This window comes from Thiopseudomonas acetoxidans (assembly GCF_030362935.1).
In the GTDB taxonomy this organism is placed as follows: Bacteria; Pseudomonadota; Gammaproteobacteria; order Pseudomonadales; family Pseudomonadaceae; genus Thiopseudomonas; species Thiopseudomonas acetoxidans.
This window is the reverse complement of sequence record NZ_JAUCDY010000003.1, coordinates 205951-226645: the sequence shown is the minus strand read 5'-3', so window position 1 is coordinate 226645 and position 20695 is coordinate 205951. Positions and strand designations below refer to the sequence as shown.

Genomic DNA, 20695 nt, shown 5'->3' with positions numbered 1-20695 from the left:
TCATAGATAGGTTGCTATGATGAAAACGAACAAATCACAAACAGCGTTACAGAATTATTTAGATGGCTTGTTACAAGAGGCTGAAATTGAACAATTCAATGAGCCTAAGCCAGTGATGCTTGAAGAAAAGCCGCTGGCACCGATATTACTGCCAACTTTTACCACGCCAAAAATTGTTGTTGAACAGCAGGTTGAAACTAAGATTGATATTGAGATGCAGCCAGAGCTGCAGCCGGTTGCAGATGAAAAGCCAGCTTGGTCGCAACAGCCTTTTGAGTGCTTATTGTTTGATGTGGCAGGGCTAACGCTAGCCGTCCCACTCATTTGCTTGGGCAGCATTTATCAACTCAGCGAAGATGATATCACGCCGATATTTGCTCAGCCCGAGTGGTTTATTGGTATTATGTCCACCCCGGCCGGCAACTTAAAAGTATTGGATACAGCACGTTGGGTTATGCCGGAGCGCTATAATCCTGAACTTAGAAAAGACTTTAGCTTTGTAATATCTATCGACGGACATGAGTGGGGCTTAGCGGTAAACCAAGTGCGTAACTCCATCTTGTTGCGTCCAGATGAAGTTAAGTGGCGTTTAAAACGCGGCCAGCGTGCTTGGCTTGCTGGTACGGTTATTGAGCATATGTGCGCGCTGCTAGATGTTGAGGCCTTAGCCAAACTTATTACTGATAAAGATAAACGTGTAACGGTCGATAAGTCTCTATAGTTAAAAGTAAAATTGAGAATTTCTATATAAGCTGTAAGCTTCAGGTTTTCTCGTAAAATATTTTGAGCAACTCTGCCTAGATTGAGGTTAAAAACGATGAAGAATTCATCTGCACAAAGCTCTGATGACCCAGTGTTACAGTGGGTTACTTTTCGTCTAGATGATGAAACCTATGGCATCAACGTAATGCAGGTGCAAGAGGTTTTACGTTACAGTGAAATTGCCCCAGTTCCGGGTGCGCCAAGCTACGTGTTAGGCATTATTAACTTGCGCGGTAACGTAGTTACAGTGATAGATACGCGTCAACGCTTTGGTTTGCCCTCAGCAGAAATCACGGATAACACGCGTATTGTGATTATTGAGGCTGATAAGCAGGTTGTAGGCATTTTGGTGGATAGCGTTGCCGAAGTGGTTTACTTGCGTGAGTCTGAAATAGAAACTGCACCTAATGTGGGTAATGACGAAGCCGCTAAGTTTATTCAGGGTGTTTGTAATAAAAACGGTGAACTGTTAATTCTGGTTGAACTCGAGAAAATGATGTCCGAGCAAGAGTGGGCTGAACTGGATGGTTTTTAATGCAATACGGGCTTCTGGCAATAGCAATCCTGTTAATACTGTTATTGGTCGGTGTTTGTTTTGTATTGTTGCGTAAAATACGCAACATACATGAAGAACTTGATTTTCTAGAGCAAAGTATAGAGCAGCAAGTCAAGGCGCTAAGCCGCAGATTAGATAACTATTTAACAGGCAGCATTCAGATGGGGGAAGAGCTGCATAACCTGCGCCAGCAGGTAGCACCTTTGCCTGAGAAGCTTATGCAGATGGAGCAGCGAGATCCAAGCAGCCTGTCTTTTATAGAGGCCGCGCGCTTGGTATCTCTTGGGGCAACAACAGAAGATTTACAGCAGGCCTGCGGGCTATCGCACGCTGAAGCGGAACTGCTGAAGCGAATGCATCAGAAGAACTAATAAAGGATGTATTAATTGAATAACAGTCATAAAAAAAGCCGACCCTAGAGTCGGCTTTTTTGCTAACACAATATTACTTGCGGCTAGCTTTTTCTAACATACGCAGTGCGCGCTCGTTAGCTTCGTCAGCAGTTTGCTGTGCACGCTGAGCAGCAGCCAAAGCTTCGCTAGCTTTGTTGTATGCTTCGTCAGCACGTGCTTGTGCGCTTGCTGCAGTGTTTTCGATAGCAGTTACTTGCTCGCTAGAAACGCCAGCACAACCAACAGTCAAAGCACCAGCTAAGGCTAAAGCAGAAAGTTTAAGGATGTTTTTCATTTTTTTCCCCTGAGAAAATCAGTTTGCTAAGAAACAATCCGTCGAATAACGGACTGACTATGTCATATGTTACGCATTCGCTGGATTAAGTAAACTAGTTGAGAATAAAAAACTTTAAAAAAGAGAACAACGAGCTAGTTTTTAGACTAATTGCCTGTAACTCACGTGTTTTATTGGTTTTGGATGCCTCATTTAATAGGAATTTAAAGTCTAACGGGGTGTTTTTTAGCGCTGTTCTTCTAAAAGACTTGCACTTAGCAAAGGAAAGCTATATATTCTTGCGCCTGTTGGAGCTGCATACTTAGCTAGCCCAAAAGTCATCCGCCCGGATGGCGGAATAGGTAGACGCAAGGGACTTAAAATCCCTCGAAGGTAACTTCGTGCCGGTTCGATTCCGGCTCCGGGCACCATATTAAACCCCTAAGCACTTGATTGCTTAGGGGTTTTTTATTTGTTGGTGTAAATTTGGCGTGATGGTGACTTTGCGGCAACTCCTAAGTTGGTTTTATAGTTCGCTTCGCGCATAAGATGCGCTCCCACAGGATTTCGTGGTCTAACGTAGCTGTGTGTATGGGTTCTGCACTCGTAGGAGCGCAACTCTTGCGCGATGGTGACTTTGCGGCAACTCCTAAGTTGGTTTTATAGTCCGCATCGCGCATAAGATGCGCTCCCACAGGATTTCTGGTTCTAACCTAAAGGCTTGGTCAGTAATCAATCAGTAAATTCAAAGTAAAGCCGCTGCTAATTTTCTCTGAGCCTGCTATCTTTTACGCTCTGATAAAGTCTAGGGAAGTCCAATTCTGTGTCTAGTACGCATTCTTCGGTAACAACTAAGAAAAAAATACTCTGGTCGGTGCTAACTCTAGTGGTTCTGGCGCTGGTTTATTGGGCATGGCAAGCGAGTCAGTCGCCGACAGATAAAGCAGCAGGGCCGCGCATGGGGCGTGGCTTTATGCAGGATGCTGTACCGGTCAGTGTGGCTAAGGTACGCCAGGATGTGTTTGTTGAGCAGATTAAAGCACTAGGCACGGTTACCGCTTGGCGTAAGGCTGAGGTGACCAGTCAGGTTAGTGGTATTTTAGAGCGTATTCATTTTGAAGAAGGCCAGTCGGTGCAGCAGGGAGACTTGCTTGCAGAGATAGATGCGCGTAGCTATAAGGCAGCTTTATTGCAAGCCGAGGGGGCATTGCAGGAAACCCGTGCTCAGTTGACTAGCGCTCAGTTGGACTTAAAGCGTTATCAAGAGTTACGAGCGGATGACTCTATTGCTCAGCAAACAGTGGAGCATCAGCAGGCCACTGTAAATCAGTTACAGGGCACATTAAAAGTTCGTGAGGCACAACGTGATGCTGCCAAGCTTAACTTGGATTACAGCCGTATTACCGCGCCCATTAGCGGACGCTTAGGCCTGCGCGCGCTAGACGTAGGCAATCATGTAGCAGCCGGCAATACGGTACTGGTTACTTTGACGCAGCACCAACCCATAGGTATAGGTTTTACCATCACTGAACAAGCCATTGGTTCCGTGCAGCAAGCCGTTAGCAAAGGGCAACCACTTAAAGTATTGGCTTGGAATCGTGATGAAACGGAGCTGCTAGCAGAGGGCGTTCTGGATAGTATGGATAACCAAGTCGATGCTGCAACAGGCACGCTGCGCTTAAAAGCGCGTCTAGCTAACAAGGATAACCTTTTGTTTCCACAGCAATTTGTGAATGTAAGCTTACAGGTTGCGAAACATGAACAGGCTCTTTTGGTGCCTAATGATGCCTTGCAGTTTGGCAGTCAAGGTCGTTTTGTTTGGCGCGTCTTGCCAGACAGTACTGCCCAGATGGTCCAGGTAAAGGTGACGCAGTCTGATGCGAACTATTCAGTGATTAGTGCGGACTTGAGTGCGGGCGACTCTGTGGTTATCGAGGGCGTGGACCGTTTGAAAAACGGCAGTAAAGTAGAGGTTATCCGCGCTGATGGCAGCAGCGAAGCACCAGCCGTATCAGCTGACAAGCCTGAACAGCAACCTGATTCAAACCGTCGTTCACAGCAGCGTTAATAATGAATTTCTCACGTATTTTTATTCTGCGCCCGGTTGCGACCACGTTATTGATGGTGGCGGTTTTTTTATTGGGCGTGCTGGCGTATGGATTACTGCCGGTTTCAGCGTTGCCGCAGGTGGATTATCCAACGATTCGCGTGATGACGCTGTATCCCGGTGCGAGCCCACAGGTGATGAACAGCTCGGTTACCGCACCGCTTGAGCGTCAGTTTGGGCAGATGCCCGGACTAGAGCAAATGTCGTCTACCAGCTCGGGTGGCGCCTCGGTGATTAGCCTGCGTTTTAGCTTGGATATTTCCTTAGATGTGGCTGAACAGGAAGTACAGGCAGCGATTAATTCAGCTATGAACTTGTTGCCCAACGATTTGCCTGCACCGCCGGTGTATAACAAGGTGAATCCAGCAGACAGCCCGATTTTGACCCTCGCTATTACTTCAGCAAGTATGCCCTTACCGCAGGTCAATGATCTGGTCGATACCCGTATGGCACAGAAAATCGCGCAAATTAACGGGGTAGGCTTGGTCAGTTTGGGTGGTGGTCAGCGCCCCGCGGTGCGTATTCGTGCTAATTCACAGGCTTTGGCCGCCGCAGACTTGAGCTTAGCGGATGTGCGTAACTTGATTGCTCGTGCTAACGTCAATCAGCCCAAGGGCAGTATTGATGGGCCGTCGCGCATTACTCAACTGGATGCTAATGATCAATTACGTAGCGCAGAAGATTACGCGCAACTAATTTTAAAATATCAAGACGGCCGTGCGCTGCGTTTAGCTGATGTGGCCAGTATTATTGAAGGCGCAGAAAACGAACGCTTAGCAGCATGGGCGGATTCACAGCAAGCTGTATTGCTCAATATCCAGCGCCAACCCGGAGCCAATGTGATTGAAGTGGTTGAGCGTATCGAAGCGTTGCTGCCCAGTATTATCGCAACCCTGCCGGCAGGTGTTGAGGTGCGGGTACTCACCGACCGCACACAAACTATTCGTGCTGCCGTTAAAGACGTGCAATTTGAGTTGGTGCTTGCTGTCATTCTGGTGGTTTTGGTAACGCTGTTATTTCTCAAGAAGCTAAGCGCCACGTTGATACCTTCCATCGTGGTGCCTTTGTCGTTGATTGGCACCTTTGCCGTGATGTATTTGGCGGGATTCTCACTGAACAATCTGACGCTGATGGCGTTAACCATCGCCACGGGCTTTGTGGTGGATGATGCTATCGTTATGCTGGAAAACATTGCTCGTCATATCGAGCAAGGCGAAACGCCGCTCAATGCCGCCATTAAGGGTGCCAAACAAATTACCTTTACCTTGATTTCACTGACGTTTTCTTTGATTGCGGTACTGATTCCGCTGCTGTTTATGCAGGATGTGGTGGGGCGTTTGTTCCGTGAATTTGCGATTACTTTGGCCGTTGCAATCCTGATTTCTTTGGTTATTTCTCTGACTTTGACACCGATGATGTGCGCACGCCTGTTAAAGCCTCAGGCTAAGCAACAACAAGAAGATTGGTTGAGTCGTATCATTGCCGGCTATGCACGCAGCTTAACGTGGGTTTTGGGACATCAAACGTTGACGTTACTGGTGGCCGTGGCGACTTTTTTACTGACGGCGTTGTTGTGGATGTGGGTGCCGAAAGGGTTTTTTCCTGAGCAGGATACCGGAGTGATTCAGGGCGTCTCTGAAGCACCACAAACGATTTCTTTTGCTGCTATGGCAGAGCGCCAGCAGCGTCTGACGGATGTTTTGCTGCAGGACCCAGCGGTACGCAGTGTGTCGGCACAGATTGGTGTGGACGGTGATAACCCCACGCTGAATACAGGGCGGGTGTTGATTAACCTTAAACCTTTTGCCGAACGCGACGTCAGTGCAGGACAGGTGATTGAACGTCTGCGTCCTGAGTTGGCACAGGTGCTGGGGATTGAACTGTTTCTGCAGCCCGTGCAGGACTTGAGCATTGAAGACCGGGTTAGCCGTACTCAATACCAGTTTAGTCTGGAATCTGCTGATCCGCAGTTGCTCGCTCGCTGGGCTCCTGAGCTGATTGAGTACTTGCAGCAGCATCCCAAGTTGCGAGATGTGACGAGTGACCTGCAAGCTGCTGGTTTACAGTATTACCTGCATATCGACCGTGACTTGGCCGGACGTTTAGGGGTGAGTATCAGTGCCATCACGGATGCGTTGTATGATGCTTTTGGTCAGCGGCAAATCTCGACCATTTTTACCCAAACCAGTCAGTACCGTGTGGTCTTAGAAGCGCTAGCAAATTCTGATGATGCGCAAGCGCGTTTGCATAATGTGCATGTGCGCAGCAGTACAGGTGAATCTTTGCGTTTGGCTAATTTGGTACGCATTGAAGAAAAGTCCGCACCGTTGCTGCTCAATCATATAGGCCAGTTTCCAGCCGTTTCAGTGTCGTTTAACCTCAGCCCTGGCGTGTCCTTGGGTGAGGCGGTGGCGGTCATTGAACAAGCACAGTTCGACTTGGTGATGCCTGATGCGATTCAAAGCCATTTTCAAGGTGCTGCCGCGGCTTTCCGCTCCTCGCTATCGAGCACGCTTTGGTTGATTCTAGCAGCGGTAGTGACCATGTATCTGGTGCTCGGGGTGCTGTATGAAAGCTATATCCACCCGATTACCATTCTTTCGACACTGCCATCAGCGGCTATTGGTGCTTTGCTGGCGTTGTTATTGACAGGCAATGACCTAAGCATGATTGCCGTTATCGGCATTATCTTGCTGATTGGCATCGTCAAGAAAAACGCCATTATGATGATTGATTTTGCCTTGGATGCAGAGCGTCATCAGGGCATGTCCGCTGAAAAGGCTATCTATCAAGCTGCGCTGCTCAGATTTAGACCTATTTTAATGACCACCTTGGCGGCTTTGTTTGCGGCAGTGCCTTTAATGCTGGCAACAGGCTCGGGTGCAGAATTGCGCCAGCCACTGGGTTTGGTGATGGTGGGCGGTTTGTTGCTCAGTCAGTTGCTGACCCTGTACACCACGCCAGTGATTTATCTGTTTTTTGATCGCCTTAGCCCAGCCAATCGCCAGCTACAGTTGCAGGAAGAGGCTTAGCCGTGAATCTTTCAGCGCCCTTTATTTACCGCCCCGTCGCCACGACGCTGCTGTGCATTGCTATTGTTTTGTTGGGGATTTTAGGGTTTCGTCTGCTGCCTGTTGCACCTTTGCCGGATATGGATTTTCCAGTCATTACCGTGCAAGCCAGCTTGCCCGGCGCCAGTCCGCAGGTGATGGCCGCCACCGTGGCCACGCCCTTAGAGCGTTCATTGGGCAGTATTTCCGGTATTAGTCAGATGACCAGTCGCAGCTTTCAGGGCAGTACGCGGATTATGGTGCAGTTTGATTTAGGTCGAGATATTAACGCGGCTGCGCGTGAAGTGCAGGCGGCCATTAATGCGGCTAGGGAATTATTACCCAGCGGTATGCGCAGCATGCCAACCTACCGCAAGGTCAATCCGACTCAATCCCCCATTATGGTGTTGGCGCTCACCAGTGATGTGCTGGAGCGCGGCAAGCTGTATGACTTGGCCGAGTCCATCGTCGGGCAAAAACTGTTGCAAATTCAGGGCGTGGGTGATGTGCAGATTGGCGGCAGCTCGTTGCCAGCCGTGCGGGTCGAGCTGGAGCCACGCCTGTTAGAACATTACGGCATTGCGCTTGATGAGGTACGTCAAAGCATTGCCAGCGCTAACCAACAACGGCCAAAAGGACAGTTAGAGCAGGGTCTGCGCCATTGGCAGTTGCAAGCTAATGACCAACTGTATAGTGCCGCTGAGTACGCACCGATGATTATTCGCTATCAGGATGGTGCAGCGTTACGTTTGGGCGATGTGGCGACCGTGACCGATGATGTGGAAAACCGTTACAACAGCGGTTTTTTTAATGATCAGGATGCCGTACTGCTGGTGATTAACCGTCAAGCCAGTGCCAATATTATTGCGACGATAGCCGCCATCAAAGATGAGTTGCCTAGCTTGCAAGCGGTGTTGCCCGAATCCGCACAGTTGCAGGTGGCCATGGACCGCTCCCCCGTAATCCGTGCCACGCTGTATGAGGCTGAACGTTCATTGTTGATTGCGACCGCGTTGGTGATTTTGGTGGTGTTGCTGTTTTTAGGCCACTGGCGTGCGGCGATTATTCCTGCTTTTGCTGTACCGGTTTCGCTGATTGGCAGTTTCTCAGTGATGTACTTGCTTGGGTTTTCGCTTAATAACCTGTCACTGATGGCGTTGATTATTGCCACCGGATTGGTGGTGGATGACGCCATTGTGGTGCTGGAAAATATAACTCGCCATATCCGACTAGGAAAAACACGCCTACAAGCAGCGTTATTGGGTGCTAAAGAAGTGGGCTTTACCTTGCTGTCGATGAATCTGTCGTTAGTGGTAGTGTTTGTCTCGATTCTGTTTATGGGTGGTCTTATTGAGCGGCTGTTTCGAGAGTTTTCTATCACCCTGACGGTGGCTATTTTAATTTCTTTATTAGTGTCTGTGACCCTGACGCCGATGATGTGTGCGCGCTGGCTCAAAGAGGAGTTGCCCGAGCGTGAACCTACTTGGTTGGAGCGCAAGGGTACAGCTATGTTGCAGGCGTATCAGCGCAGTTTAACCTGGACGCTGAGGTTTCAGCCCTTGATGCTGCTGGGTTTGCTACTGACGATCGGTGCAAGTGTTTGGTTGTTTATTGATGTGCCCAAAACCTTTATGCCTCAGCAAGATACGGGACAGTTAAGAGGCATGATTCGTAGTGATGATGGTTTGTCATACCACACCATGCGCCCAAAAATGGAAGCTTATCGGCAAGCCTTGCTAAAGGATGCTGATGTGCAAAGCGTGGCAGGTTTTATTAGCGGTGGCAGTAATGCGTTTTTGATTGTGCGCCTTAACGCTGTGAATGAGCGTGACGAAACAGCGCAAGAAGTGGTTGATCGCCTGCGTAACCAAATTCCAAAACTACCTGGCTCACGACTCTTTTTAATGCCTGAGCAAGATTTGTTTATTGGCGGGCGCGAAGGGGGCAATACGCAGCATGAATATGTGTTGCTTGCCAGCGACTTGGATGATTTGCGCCACTGGCAGCCAAAGGTGCGTGATGCATTACGCGCTTTACCGGAGTTGACCGATATTGATACCCGCGAAGGTCGTGGCGCGCAGCAGTTGTCATTAGAGGTTGATCGCGTTCAAGCCGCACGACTGGGCGTAGACATGGCGATGGTCACAGAGTTACTCAATAATGCCTTTAGTCAGCGGCAAGTCTCAACGATTTATCAAACGCTGAACCAGTACAGCGTAGTGTTAGAGGTTGACCCGCGTTTTATCGGCTCGCCCAAAGTGCTGGAGCAAATTCACGTGATTGGCGCGCAAGGTGAGCGAATTCCGTTGTCCGCCTTCACCCGCTGGAAGTCCAGCCTGCAAAACGAAAGCGTGCAGCATGACGGACAGTTTGCGGTGGAAAGCATCGGTTTTGCACTGGCGCCGGGTGTTAGTTTGGACCAGGCTAGTGTCGCTATTGAGCGAGCCATGGCGCAAATCAGTCTGCCAACCGAAGTGCAGGGGCGTTTGGGCGGTACGGCGGGCTTTTTCCGCCAAAGTCAAAGCATGCAAGGCGGCATGCTGTTGGTGGCGATAGCCATTGTGTATTTGGTGCTGGGAGTGTTGTATGAAAGCTATGTGCACCCACTGACGATTTTATCGACCTTGCCGTCGGCTGGAGTAGGTGCTTTGCTGGCGATAAAACTGACTGGCGGCCAGTTCAGCCTGATATCGCTGTTAGGCTTGTTTTTGCTGATTGGTATCGTTAAGAAAAATGCAATTTTGATGATTGATTTCGCTTTACATCTGCAGCGCGATCAGGGAATAAAGCCTGAGCACGCTATTGTCAGCGCCGCCGTGCAGCGTTTCCGCCCGATTATGATGACCACTATGGCCGCTATTCTGGGCGCGTTGCCTTTGCTGGTGGTGGGGGCTGAAGGCAGCGAAATGCGGCAGCCACTGGGTTTGGCGATTGTTGGCGGACTGTTGTTAAGTCAATTATTAACGCTTTACAGCACACCGGCGGTGTATTTATTTTTTGACCGGCTTAGCCAGCGCTTTAGCCGCAAGCAAACGAATGTAGAAGTGCAGGTAAGCACCGAGTAACCGAGCTGGGATAACAGGCTATGCAGAATTTAATGAAAGGATTAGGCATGTTAAAAGTAAGTCGGGCTTTTTTAATGGCTGGGGCGATGCTGTTTGTGTCGGGCTGTATGCTGGGAGCCAACTATCAGCGCCCTGAACAGCCATTACCTGAGCAGTTCACCGAGATTGAAGGCTGGAAGCACGCTGAACCTGCTGATTTGGCGGACAAAGGTCCGTGGTGGCAGCTGTATCAGGATGAGCTATTAACAGGCATGCTGCACACACTCGATGCCAGTAACCAAAATCTGGCAGCTGCTGAAGCTGCTTGGCGTGAAGCCCAGGCGGCGTTAGGAAGTACCCGTTCAGAGCTGTACCCGCAGCTTAGTGCGCAAGGTAGCAGCACGCGTTCAGCACAAGGACGTGACCAGATCACTAAAAACAAAAATGTGCAGCTTGGCCTTAGTTGGCAGCTCGATCTTTGGGGACAGGTGCGTCGTCAAGTAGAGGCAGGGCAGGCGCGTGCCGATGCCAGTGCGGCTGATTGGGCAGCGCTTCGTTTGAGCTTGCAAGCTCAACTGGTGCAAAACTACATTCAATTACGCACGCTGGACGAGCAAATCCGCATTGTGCAGCGCAATCTTGACGCATACGCACGCGTACTGAAAATCACCGAAAACCGTTATCAAAGCGGCATGGTTACTAAAGCGGATACCAGCCAAGCGTTGACGCAATTTCGCAGCACCGAAGCGCAGTTGCTGGACTTGAACAGCCAGCGCCGGCGTTTGCAACACAGTATTGCCCTGTTGTTAGGACAACCGGCTACGGGTTTTCAAGTAAGCGCGCAAGCAGGTTTGCCCGCTGTGCCCGTACTGCCAAAGGATATTCCATCAAGTCTATTGGAGCGTCGCCCTGATATTGCTGCAGCCGAACGACGGGTGATGGCAGCCAATGCTGAAATCGGCGTGGCTAGAACTGCTTACTTTCCTAGCTTTTCACTCAATGCCAGCGGCGGTTACCGCTCGGAACAATGGTCAGGACTGCTGAATACGCCGAATCGTTTTTGGTCGATTGGCCCGCAGTTTGATTTACGTTTGTTTGATGCGGGCGCGCGTCGCGCACGATCCCAGCAAGCCCAAGCAAGCTATGATCAACAGGTGGCCAAGTACCGGCAAACCACCTTAGAAGCCATTGTTGAAGTAGAGGATGCGCTGGTGCAGCTGCTAAGTTTGCAAGATGAATACCGCGTGCAAGCGCAAGCCAGTGCGGCAGCGCAAGAAGCGTTGCAGCTGATTGAAAACCAGTATCAAGCCGGTATGGTGGACTTTTTAGCGGTGAGCAGCGCACAAACCACAGCGCTGAATGCTGAGCGTACCTTGCTGGATTTACAAGCCCGACAGCTAACCGCCAGTGTGCAGCTAATAAGTGCTTTGGGTGGTGGTTGGCATCAGGAAATTATTGAATAGATTAACCACCCAAGTAGGCTTGGCGTACTTGCTCGTTGCTTAACAGGTTAGCGCCCGTGTCTTCCAGCACAATACGCCCATGTTCCATAACATAACCACGGTCGGCCAGCTTTAAGGCTTGGTTAGCGTTTTGTTCAACGAGAAATACGGTTACGCCAGCCTCACGTAACTGCTCAAGGATGGTGAAAATCTGCTGAATGATAATGGGCGCAAGACCAAGGGAAGGCTCGTCGAGCAATAACAAGCGTGGCTCACTCATCAGCGCGCGGCCAATCGCCAGCATTTGCTGTTCACCGCCCGACATGGTTCCGGCACGCTGCTGAAAACGTTCATGCAGACGCGGAAACAGGCTTAGTACGCGCTCTAAGCGCTCTTCACGAACATCTTTGTTGTCACAGAAAAACGCGCCCATGGCGAGGTTTTCTTCAACGGTTAAACGCGCAAATACCCGGCGGCCTTCGGGCACAATCGCCATGCCCATACGCATAATTTGTGCAGTGGTTTTGCCGCGCAGGGATTGACCTTCATAGATGATTTCTCCGCTGGCGGCTTGTGGATCACCGCATAGCGTCATCATCAGGGTGGTTTTCCCTGCGCCATTGGCACCAATTAATGTAACGATTTCCCCACGGTTCACCTTGATGGATACATCATGCAGTGCTTGAATTTTGCCGTAAAAAGTGCAGATATTACTCATGCTTAACATGATGCGCTTACTCCTCACCCAAGTAGGCTTTAATCACGGCTGGATTATTACGCACTTCATCCGGTGTGCCAGCGGCTAAAGGAGCGCCTTGGTTAATCACTATAATGTGGTCAGAAATATCCATCACCAACTTCATATCATGCTCAATCAATAACACTGTCATTGCATGCTCATTGCGTAAGTCATTGATAAGTTGCTTTAAATTATCGGTTTCGCTGGGGTTCAGGCCTGCTGCAGGCTCATCCAGCATCAGCAAACTAGGGTTGGTGACCATGCAGCGTGCAATTTCTAAATAACGCTGTGGACCGTAGGCTAAAGTACCCGCCTCACGATTGGCGTCTTCCAATAAGTTTACTTTTTTCAGCCAGTACGTCGCCTGCTCAAGTGCGCGTTGTTCAGCGGCGCGATACTTGGGGGTTTTAAACAGTCCGGCCAAGAGCTTGGTGTTAAGTAGCTGGTGTTGCGCCACCAGCAAGTTTTCCAGCACAGTCATATCTTTAAATAAGCGCACATGCTGAAAGGTTCGTACCATGCCTTTGCGGGCAATTTTAAAGCCGGGTAGCCCTTGGACTTCTTCACCCTTAAAGCGGATGACACCGCCTGTAGGTTTATAAAAACCAGTCAAGCAGTTAAATACTGTGGTTTTGCCTGCTCCGTTAGGTCCGATCATGGATACGATCTGCCCTTGCTCGACTTTTAGCGCTACACCGTCTACGGCTAAAAGCCCGCCAAAACGCATTGATAGATCGGAAACCTCTAAGATTGTTTTACTCATGAGCGCAGCTCCACATGTGGACGCTTCATGGGGAGCAAACCTTGTGGACGCCAAATCATCATCAGTACCATCATTAAACCAAAGAGCAGCATGCGGTATTCATTAAACTCACGTGCCAACTCGGGCAAAATCGTCATGATAACTGCAGCCAGTATCACGCCTATTTGCGAGCCCATGCCGCCCAGCACCACAATCGCTAAAATAATTGCCGACTCAATAAAGGTGAAGGATTCTGGACTAATAAAGCCTTGGCGCGCGGCGAAGAAGCTACCGGCAAAACCGGCAAAGGTAGCACCTATGGTAAAGGCGCTAAGCTTGATACTGGTTGGATTCAGCCCGAGCGAGCGGCACGCAATTTCATCTTCGCGCATGGCTTCCCACGTGCGGCCTATCGGCATACGAATCAAACGGTTAATGATAAAGAGGGTGATGAGTACCAAGAGTAACGCGAGTAAATATAAAAACATGACGCGGTGGTTGGTGTTAAAAGCGATGCCAAAATACTCATGAAAGCTTTGTACACCTTCAGGCGCACGGCGAGTAAACTCAAGATTAAACAAAGTAGGTTTAGGAATGCTGCCTATCCCACGAGGGCCGCCGGTAAGTTCGGTGAGGTTGTTGAGCATGATGCGAATAATCTCACCAAAGCCCAGCGTCACAATGGCTAAGTAATCGCCACGTAATCGTAAGACGGGGAAGCCTAAAATAAAACCAAAGAAGGCTGCCATGGCACCTGCTGCGGCCAAGCCGGTCCAAAAACCCACACCAAAATGTTGCGCGAGCAGGGCATAGGTGTAAGCACCTACGGCGTAAAAGCCGACGTAGCCCAAGTCCAGCAAACCAGCCAAACCCACAACAATGTTTAAACCCAAGCCCAGCATGACATAAATAAGTACCAGCGTACCCAGGTCTATCTGGCTGCGGCTACCGTAAAAGGGGAACACAATCGCCGCCGCAATAAAGAAGCACCAAACCACCGTTTGAATGCGTGGCTTGGCCAGTAGGTTAGTTAGGTTTACGCTGTGTTCGGGTTTGGGTAGGTTGCTCCATGCCTTATCTATAGCGTCACGGAACAGGTTAAACAGAAAAATAATCAGCGCTGCAGTACCAATTTTCCAATACACACTGTTATCCGCAACGACCACGGTAAGCTGTGTGCCGACCTGTGTCAGACGCACGCCAAGTAAAATTGCGCTAAGAATACAAACGACAATGGCTGAAAAAATAGCCGCTTTGAAGTGCAACCGCATCACACTTTCTCCACTTCAGGACGACCCAAGATACCTGTAGGGCGAAACAATAAAATTAATACCAGCAATGCAAAAGCAACGGCATCCTTGTATTGAGTGCTGAAGTAACCCGAGGTCATGGCTTCGGTAACACCTAGCACTAAACCGCCCAAAACGGCGCCGGGAATACTGCCGATACCGCCCAGTACCGCGGCGGTGAAGGCTTTAAGTCCTGCCATAAAACCGATGTAGGGATTAACCACGCCGTAGTACAGACTGAGTAATACGCCAGCAATAGCAGCCAATGCAGCGCCAATCACAAAGGTAATCGCAATAATGGCGTTGCTGTTGATGCCCAGTAATCCGGTCATTTTGATGTCTTCGGAACAGGCGCGACATGCGCGACCTGTTCGGGAGCGACTAATAAAAATAGACAGTGCGAGCATCGCTACGAAAGTGGTGACGAAAATAATAATTTGCATATAAGACAGGCTGGCATGGAACTCGTCAGTTCCTAAAGTAATGTTGCCAGAAATTAAGCTGGGCATGGCTACGTCACGCGCGCCTTGACCGATACGGACAAGGTTTTGCAAAAAAATCGACATACCAATAGCAGAAATTAGAGGAATCAGTCGGTTACTGCCGCGTAATGGGCGGTAAGCAACACGTTCAATGCTGTAGCCGTAGGCACTGGTGACAATCATGCTAAGCAAAAAAGCACCGAGAATTAATAAGGGCAGGCTTTCTAAACCCATCATAGCTAAGCCCGTGAGCGCTATAAAGGTCACGTAACTTCCGATCATATAAACTTCACCATGGGCAAAGTTGATCATGCCAATGATGCCGTACACCATGGTGTAGCCAATGGCAATTAACGCGTAGGTACTACCTAAGGTTAGGCCGTTAAGTAATTGTTGTATAAAGTAAAAAAAAGCTTCGGTCATAACCTTTTGTCCAACCAAAAAGCAAAACCAGACTTCTGCGATTAGAAGCCTGGTTGGGCAGAAAAATTACTGAGTTAAAGCAGTTTTGCTGCCGTCAGCGTGCCACTCGTAGACTACAAAGCTAAAGTCTTTTAAGTCGCCTTTTGCGTCAAACTCTAATACACCTGTTGGGGTATCAAATTGGTTGGCGCGCAAGGCATCAGCAACGGCTTCTGGATCAGTTGAATTACTAATTTTCATCGCATCCGCCATCACCTGTACAGCAGCATAGGCTGGGAATACAAAAGGACCACGTGGATCTTCACCTTTGGCTTTAAAGGCTTCAACCAAGTGGGCGTTCTTTGGGTCTTCATCAAAGGCTTTAGGCAGGGTTACCAGCATACCTTCTGACGCATCGCCGGCAATCGCAGAGATATCGCTGTTACCTACACCTTCTGGGCCCATGAACTTGGCTTTGAAGTTGCTTTCAGCCGATTGACGTAACAGCATGCCCATCTCTGGGTGGTAGCTGCCAAAGTAAACGAAATCAACGTTTTCTTTTTTCATTTTGGCAATCAGTGCTGAGAAGTCTTTGTCACCCGCGGTCACCCCTTCAAACAGGGCAACAGGAATGCCAGCTTCGTCTAGCGCGTGTTTAACAGCGGTAGCGATACCTTCACCGTACTGTTGCTTGTCATGCAAAACAGCAGCGCGCTTTGGCTTAAGCTGCTCAACCACATATTTGCCCGCGGTAGGACCTTGCATGTTGTCTAGACCGATGGTGCGGAAAATAAGTGTGTAGCCTTTCTGAGTAATCTCGGGCGTAGTCGAAGCGGCCGTTACCATTAAAATGCCTTCTTCTTCATAGATTTCTGCCGCGGGCTGAGTGGAACCCGAGCAGAGGTGACCGACTACAAAGCGAATACCATCATTAACAATCTTGTTAGCTACTGCCACAGCCTGCTTAGGGTCACAAGCGTCATCGTAGGTAACTGACTCAAGCATGCTGCCGTTAATGCCACCAGCCTTATTAATTTGCTCAATGGCCATCTTGGCACCAATGGCTTGCATGTCGCCGTATTGTGCAACTGGGCCGGTAACAGGACCCGCCAAGGCTATTTTGATGGGTTCTGCAGCCATGCTGTAGGTTGCAGCTCCCGCCAGAGCCATGGCAGCAAAAAGTTTACTAATAGTGCGAGTAGATTTGCTCATATAAGGTACCTTTTTTATAGTCGTTTTTATTGTTTGCAGCCTTGGCAAAACACATAAGGCTGCTTGAATCGCGAATCAGTTTAATAGACTTCCGTACAGAGTGGAACCTTTACGCAAACAACAAAAAAATTGAGTTACTATGCAATTGGCTGCGTGCAGGTGGTGGGCGGTCAATTAGATTTGCTAAGATACTAACCTGTTTTTAAATATTTTTTACTGAGAAACCTAATGACTAAAGTTGTTCGTACCCGTGTTGCTCCCTCGCCAACAGGCGACCCCCATGTAGGCACAGCCTATATCGCACTGTTCAATATGTGTTTTGCTCGCCAGCATGGCGGTCAGTTCGTTTTGCGTATCGAAGATACCGACCAAGTGCGCTCAAGCAAAGAGTCCGAACAACAAATTTATGAAGCATTGCGCTGGCTGGGCATTGAGTGGGATGAGGGTCCCGACGTAGGCGGCCCACATGGTCCTTACCGCCAATCGGAGCGCAGTGAAATTTACCAAAAATACGCCAATGAGCTGGTTGAGAAAGGTCATGCTTTCCATTGTTTTTGCTCGTCTGAACGTCTAGATGCTGTGCGTGCAGAGCAAATGGCTAATAAGCAAACACCTGCTTATGATGGCCATTGCTCCCATCTTGAGGCTGGCCAAGCCCAGCAACGTGTCGCTGCCGGTGAATCGTATGTCATTCGCATGCGGGTTCCTACTGAGGGTGTTTGCGTTGTTAAAGACATGTTGCGTGGTGATGTGGAAATTGGTTGGGACCGCATGGATATGCAGGTATTGATGAAGGCTGATGGCTTACCAACCTATTTCCTAGCTAACGTAGTGGACGACCATTTGATGGGCATAACCCACGTGCTGCGTGGTGAAGAGTGGTTGTCATCGGCACCAAAACTTATCAAGCTGTATGAAGATTTTGGTTGGGAACAGCCCGAGTTGTGTTATATGCCGTTGCTGCGTAACCCAGACAAGAGCAAGCTATCCAAACGTAAAAATCCAACCTCCATTACTTATTACGAGCGTATGGGTTATTTGCCAGAAGCGATGCTGAACTATCTGGGCCGTATGGGCTGGTCGATGCCAGATGAGCGCGAGAAGTTCTCACTTACGGAGATGATTGAGCATTTTGATATTCAGCGTGTATCGTTGGGCGGTCCGATTTTTGATATTGAAAAATTATCCTGGCTTAACGGTCAATGGTTGCGTGAACTGCCGGTAACAGAGTTTGCTCAACGCGTGCAGAAGTGGGCGTTTAATCCTGATTATTTGATGCAGATTGCTCCGCATGTGCAAGGACGTGTAGAGAACTTTAGCCAAATCGCACCTTTGGCGAGTTTTTTCTTTTCCGGCACAGTACAAATCACGCCCGAGCAATTAGCTCATAAAAAACTGGATGAGCAGCAGGTGCGTAAAACCTTGCAGTTTGTCTTGTGGGAGCTTGAAGCCTTGCGCCAGTGGAATAAAGAAGCGATTACCGACTGCATTAATCAAGCTGGTGCAGCTTTAGAGCTCAAACTGCGCGATATTATGCCGCTGATGTTTGTTGCCATTACTGGGCAAGCCAGCTCGGTCTCGGTACTGGATGCAATGGTGATTTTGGGGCCCGACCTTACGCGTTACCGCTTACGCCAAGCGTTGGAAGTGCTGGGTGGGGTGTCTAAAAAAGAAACGAAAGAGTGGGAAAAAGCTTTTAACAGTATTGAGCGCGACTAGTTGAACTCGATTGTTGCGCAATGCGGGCACTTCACCCGCATTGCTGGACACTGTGTTTACCAGCTTTGCGCAATATTGATGCTCTGGGCGTTACCTTGCTGGGCAGCTTCTGCCAAACGTTGCCGGGCAGCGGGAGCGACAAGATTTAACCAGCTAACTACCGTATGACTGCGTCCCAAACCCAGTACTTGGCAGACCAGTTCTTGGCTGCTTTGCAATCCCTTAGGGTAAATAATGAGCGTGCGCTCAGTGTTTAATCCCGTCCCCTTAAGCCATTGCCGAGTTAACTCAACGGGCGGTGAGACTAACGTTAGCCAACGCTGCTCTTGTTGCTCGCTTAACGCTTTAAGCATCGGGCCTAATAAGGCCAAGCACTGACGTGGCTGCCCAGAAAGCGCCAACTCACTGCAAAACTCAGAGTTAATAGCAGTAGGGGTGTGGGGCTGTTCAAGCAGCGGCAGCGGTTTGGCCGCTTGCTGATCAAAAAGTGTAAGTTGAGTACGTTGCGCATAATAAATAGACATCATTGACTCCATTAGCGGCGAAGAACGCCAACACTCAACCCTTCGATAACCAACTCTTGTTGGCGTAAATCAACCTTGATAGGCTCGTATTCCTCGTTTTCAGCAATGAGCCAGACAATATTCCCTTCGCGTTTATAACGTTTGACTGTTACTTCATCATTAAGACGTGCCACTACAACCTGTCCGTTATGAGCAACCTGTGTGCTGTGTACAGCAAGCAAATCGCCGTCCAGAATTCCAATATCCTTCATGCTCATGCCACGTACTTGTAGCAAATAATCGGCTTTGGGATGGAAGAAGCCCGGATCGATCTGGCAGGTATTTTCTATGTGTTGTTCAGCCAGAATAGGAGCGCCAGCGGCAACTCGGCCAATAATGGGTAGTTCATTTTCAGCTAAAGGGAGCTGCTCTGGCTCAAAGTCCATAATGCGCAAACCGCGTGAGGCGCCAGAAATCATTTCGATAACACCTTTGCGTGCTAGAGCTTTAAGGTGATCTTCAGCAGCATTAGGCGAGCGAAAGCCAAGCTGTTGTGCCATTTCAATACGAGTAGGTGGATAGCCGTGTTCGCTAATCCATGCTTTGAGAAACTCTAAAATTTCAGCCTGACGCTTAGTAAGCTTTACCATAACAAGATACCTGTTTATTAACACAGTAACTGGCATTATATACAGTAGTTAGCCGCTGACAAGTTTATATTTGCAAAGATGTAGCAGGGCAGGCTAGTTGGTGAGGGTTAACAGAAACTCTGTGGCGTCCTGTGCGCCTGCTTTTCGTAAACCTAAACCCAGGGTGTCGGAGCCTGTTTCGTGGCGCGGTAAGAGCAAAACTTCGATAGGGTGTGAGCCGCGCAATAAGGGTAGGCGGGCGTAAGGCACACGGTAGTTGATCAGATATTGCATGAAAGAGTTTTCGTCCCAAGCGTTTTCTGGCATGGCAAGCACATGGTAGTGTTGCTGTAATACAGCCAATTCTGATTTGTTTAATACAATTCGATTAACGAGCACGGGCTTGTTCAGTGGTAACTCGCGGCGACGGGCATAGACAATAGCGCAGGTCAGTTCAAGCGAGCGTTGTTCGGGTGCCCAAAAATAATTCAAACCAAGCCATGAGGCAGAAAGCAGTTGTATCGCTTTTTTTTGCTTAAACTCAGGAATGGCCCTGTTTAAGACTTTGTCGAAATCGCGCATGCTAATAATGCGAATATCTCGACACAGCTCACTACCGGAAATATCTTCTAGGCTTTGGTATTGCTGAGCTTGCGGCAAACTAAGGTTGATGCCGTAGATGTCACGCAGATCAAACAGGCTAAGCGTGTACTCTTCAGTAGAGACGATGTTTTTAAGAAAGGCATGTGCAGCGGCTTTGTCTTCTTGCACAGGCCCAGAAAGGGCGTTGCGCGGCAGGTTCACTAGATGTTGTAAGTTTAGATTCTGTTTCCAATGTATACTGAGCTCTGGCAGCTTTAGTGTTGGAAAAGCAAGCTGCACGCTGCTGGCAACTTGTTTAACGGTAAACAGGCGGTTTTGTTGCGCAGAGCGCCTTGTCAAGGTAGCACCAATGCGCGATAAAATTGAATTGCTTGTTGGTTGATTCATGCCTGTAAAACCTTATGCAAATAGCAGCAACGTTTATAAGTCCTATTTATAATTAGTTCAAGAGTGATTGTTGATTTTTGAGTGGAAGTCGGCCATGTTTCGCTTGCATTTAGATGTTTCTCTATCCGCTGATGAATTTCTGCGAGTTTATCAAGGAACCGCTAATCGCGTATTTATTCGCAGTAGGGAAGGGCGTAGCGTAAGCCTTCCTGCAAAACATTTACAGCCTTACCTTACCCATGAGGGTGTTCATGGTAGCTTTGTTATGACCTTCGATAAGGACGGGAAACTTATTTCGCTGTTACCAGAGTAGCATATAGTTATAATGCTGCTTTGTTTGCCCATCATTCATCCTCTAATC

Annotated in this window: 18 protein-coding genes and 1 tRNA gene; 10 read left to right on the top strand and 9 right to left on the bottom strand. The window is 49.0% G+C overall.

Annotated elements, in window-relative coordinates:
• Window positions 1-19: 19 nt before the first annotated feature.
• The 3 genes from QEZ41_RS04285 to QEZ41_RS04275 all read left to right on the top strand — a co-directional run bounded on the left by QEZ41_RS04285 (window position 20) and on the right by QEZ41_RS04275 (window position 1689).
• On the top strand, window positions 20-721 hold the full coding sequence (locus QEZ41_RS04285) for a chemotaxis protein CheW (RefSeq protein ID WP_289410147.1): 702 nt from the start codon (window positions 20-22) through the stop codon (window positions 719-721).
• A gap of 96 nt (window positions 722-817) precedes the next feature.
• Window positions 818-1297 (top strand): chemotaxis protein CheW, encoded by a 480-nt coding sequence (locus tag QEZ41_RS04280; protein ID WP_289410146.1) that lies wholly within the window; start codon window positions 818-820, stop codon window positions 1295-1297.
• On the top strand, window positions 1297-1689 hold the full coding sequence (locus QEZ41_RS04275; RefSeq protein ID WP_289410145.1) for a DUF2802 domain-containing protein: 393 nt from the start codon (window positions 1297-1299) through the stop codon (window positions 1687-1689). The genes QEZ41_RS04280 and QEZ41_RS04275 overlap by 1 nt, the downstream gene beginning before the upstream one ends.
• 73 nt (window positions 1690-1762) lie before the next feature.
• On the opposite strand, the gene QEZ41_RS04270 is transcribed toward QEZ41_RS04275, so the two are convergent.
• Complete coding sequence (locus QEZ41_RS04270; RefSeq protein ID WP_289410144.1) at window positions 1763-2005, bottom strand: Lpp/OprI family alanine-zipper lipoprotein; 243 nt, start codon at window positions 2003-2005, stop codon at window positions 1763-1765.
• Between the two features lie 323 nt (window positions 2006-2328).
• On the opposite strand from QEZ41_RS04270, the gene QEZ41_RS04265 reads away from it, so the two are divergent.
• The 5 genes from QEZ41_RS04265 to QEZ41_RS04245 all read left to right on the top strand — a co-directional run bounded on the left by QEZ41_RS04265 (window position 2329) and on the right by QEZ41_RS04245 (window position 11648).
• A tRNA-Leu gene (locus tag QEZ41_RS04265) sits at window positions 2329-2415 on the top strand.
• Between the two features lie 392 nt (window positions 2416-2807).
• On the top strand, window positions 2808-4052 hold the full coding sequence (locus QEZ41_RS04260; RefSeq protein WP_289410143.1) for an efflux RND transporter periplasmic adaptor subunit: 1245 nt from the start codon (window positions 2808-2810) through the stop codon (window positions 4050-4052).
• 2 nt (window positions 4053-4054) lie between these two features.
• Complete coding sequence (locus QEZ41_RS04255; protein ID WP_289410142.1) at window positions 4055-7123, top strand: multidrug efflux RND transporter permease subunit; 3069 nt, start codon at window positions 4055-4057, stop codon at window positions 7121-7123.
• 2 nt (window positions 7124-7125) lie between these two features.
• Window positions 7126-10206 carry an efflux RND transporter permease subunit gene (locus tag QEZ41_RS04250; protein WP_289410141.1) on the top strand — a complete coding sequence of 1027 codons (3081 nt, stop codon included), beginning with the start codon at window positions 7126-7128 and terminating at the stop codon, window positions 10204-10206.
• 47 nt (window positions 10207-10253) lie between these two features.
• Entirely contained in the window at window positions 10254-11648 is a 1395-nt protein-coding gene (locus QEZ41_RS04245; protein ID WP_289410140.1) for an efflux transporter outer membrane subunit, read from the top strand.
• A 1-nt stretch (window position 11649) separates the two neighbouring features.
• Here QEZ41_RS04245 and QEZ41_RS04240 read toward each other — a convergent pair whose 3' ends face one another.
• From QEZ41_RS04240 to QEZ41_RS04220, 5 genes are all read right to left on the bottom strand, one after another.
• The gene (locus tag QEZ41_RS04240) at window positions 11650-12354 is read right to left on the bottom strand and encodes an ABC transporter ATP-binding protein (RefSeq protein ID WP_289410139.1); all 705 of its coding nucleotides are present in this window, start codon (window positions 12352-12354) and stop codon (window positions 11650-11652) included.
• Window positions 12355-12361: 7 nt separating this feature from the next.
• Window positions 12362-13129, bottom strand: coding sequence for a high-affinity branched-chain amino acid ABC transporter ATP-binding protein LivG (livG, locus tag QEZ41_RS04235; protein ID WP_289410138.1), 768 nt, complete (start codon window positions 13127-13129; stop codon window positions 12362-12364).
• On the bottom strand, window positions 13126-14379 hold the full coding sequence (locus QEZ41_RS04230) for a high-affinity branched-chain amino acid ABC transporter permease LivM (protein WP_289410137.1): 1254 nt from the start codon (window positions 14377-14379) through the stop codon (window positions 13126-13128). Before QEZ41_RS04230 ends, livG begins: the two co-directional genes overlap by 4 nt.
• Window positions 14379-15302 carry a high-affinity branched-chain amino acid ABC transporter permease LivH gene (livH, locus tag QEZ41_RS04225; RefSeq protein WP_289410136.1) on the bottom strand — a complete coding sequence of 308 codons (924 nt, stop codon included), beginning with the start codon at window positions 15300-15302 and terminating at the stop codon, window positions 14379-14381. The genes QEZ41_RS04230 and livH overlap by 1 nt, the downstream gene beginning before the upstream one ends.
• A gap of 66 nt (window positions 15303-15368) precedes the next feature.
• Window positions 15369-16493, bottom strand: coding sequence for a branched-chain amino acid ABC transporter substrate-binding protein (locus QEZ41_RS04220; protein ID WP_289410135.1), 1125 nt, complete (start codon window positions 16491-16493; stop codon window positions 15369-15371).
• Window positions 16494-16721: 228 nt separating this feature from the next.
• Here QEZ41_RS04220 and gltX point away from each other — a divergent pair, with 228 nt between their 5' ends.
• Entirely contained in the window at window positions 16722-18212 is a 1491-nt protein-coding gene (gene gltX, locus QEZ41_RS04215; protein ID WP_289410134.1) for a glutamate--tRNA ligase, read from the top strand.
• A gap of 56 nt (window positions 18213-18268) precedes the next feature.
• Here the strand turns inward: gltX and sulA are convergent, their stop codons facing one another.
• The 3 genes from sulA to QEZ41_RS04200 all read right to left on the bottom strand — a co-directional run bounded on the left by sulA (window position 18269) and on the right by QEZ41_RS04200 (window position 20334).
• A complete protein-coding gene (gene sulA / locus QEZ41_RS04210) occupies window positions 18269-18739 on the bottom strand; it encodes an SOS-induced cell division inhibitor SulA (protein WP_289410133.1) in 471 nt (156 codons plus the stop codon).
• An 8-nt stretch (window positions 18740-18747) separates the two neighbouring features.
• Window positions 18748-19365: a transcriptional repressor LexA gene (lexA, locus tag QEZ41_RS04205; protein ID WP_289410132.1), complete on the bottom strand. Its 618-nt coding sequence runs from the start codon at window positions 19363-19365 to the stop codon at window positions 18748-18750.
• Between the two features lie 93 nt (window positions 19366-19458).
• Window positions 19459-20334: a DUF6685 family protein gene (locus tag QEZ41_RS04200; RefSeq protein WP_289410131.1), complete on the bottom strand. Its 876-nt coding sequence runs from the start codon at window positions 20332-20334 to the stop codon at window positions 19459-19461.
• Window positions 20335-20428: 94 nt separating this feature from the next.
• Between QEZ41_RS04200 and QEZ41_RS04195 the strand changes: the two genes are divergently transcribed.
• Window positions 20429-20647 (top strand): DUF2835 domain-containing protein, encoded by a 219-nt coding sequence (locus QEZ41_RS04195; protein ID WP_289410130.1) that lies wholly within the window; start codon window positions 20429-20431, stop codon window positions 20645-20647.
• Window positions 20648-20695: the final 48 nt, after the last annotated feature.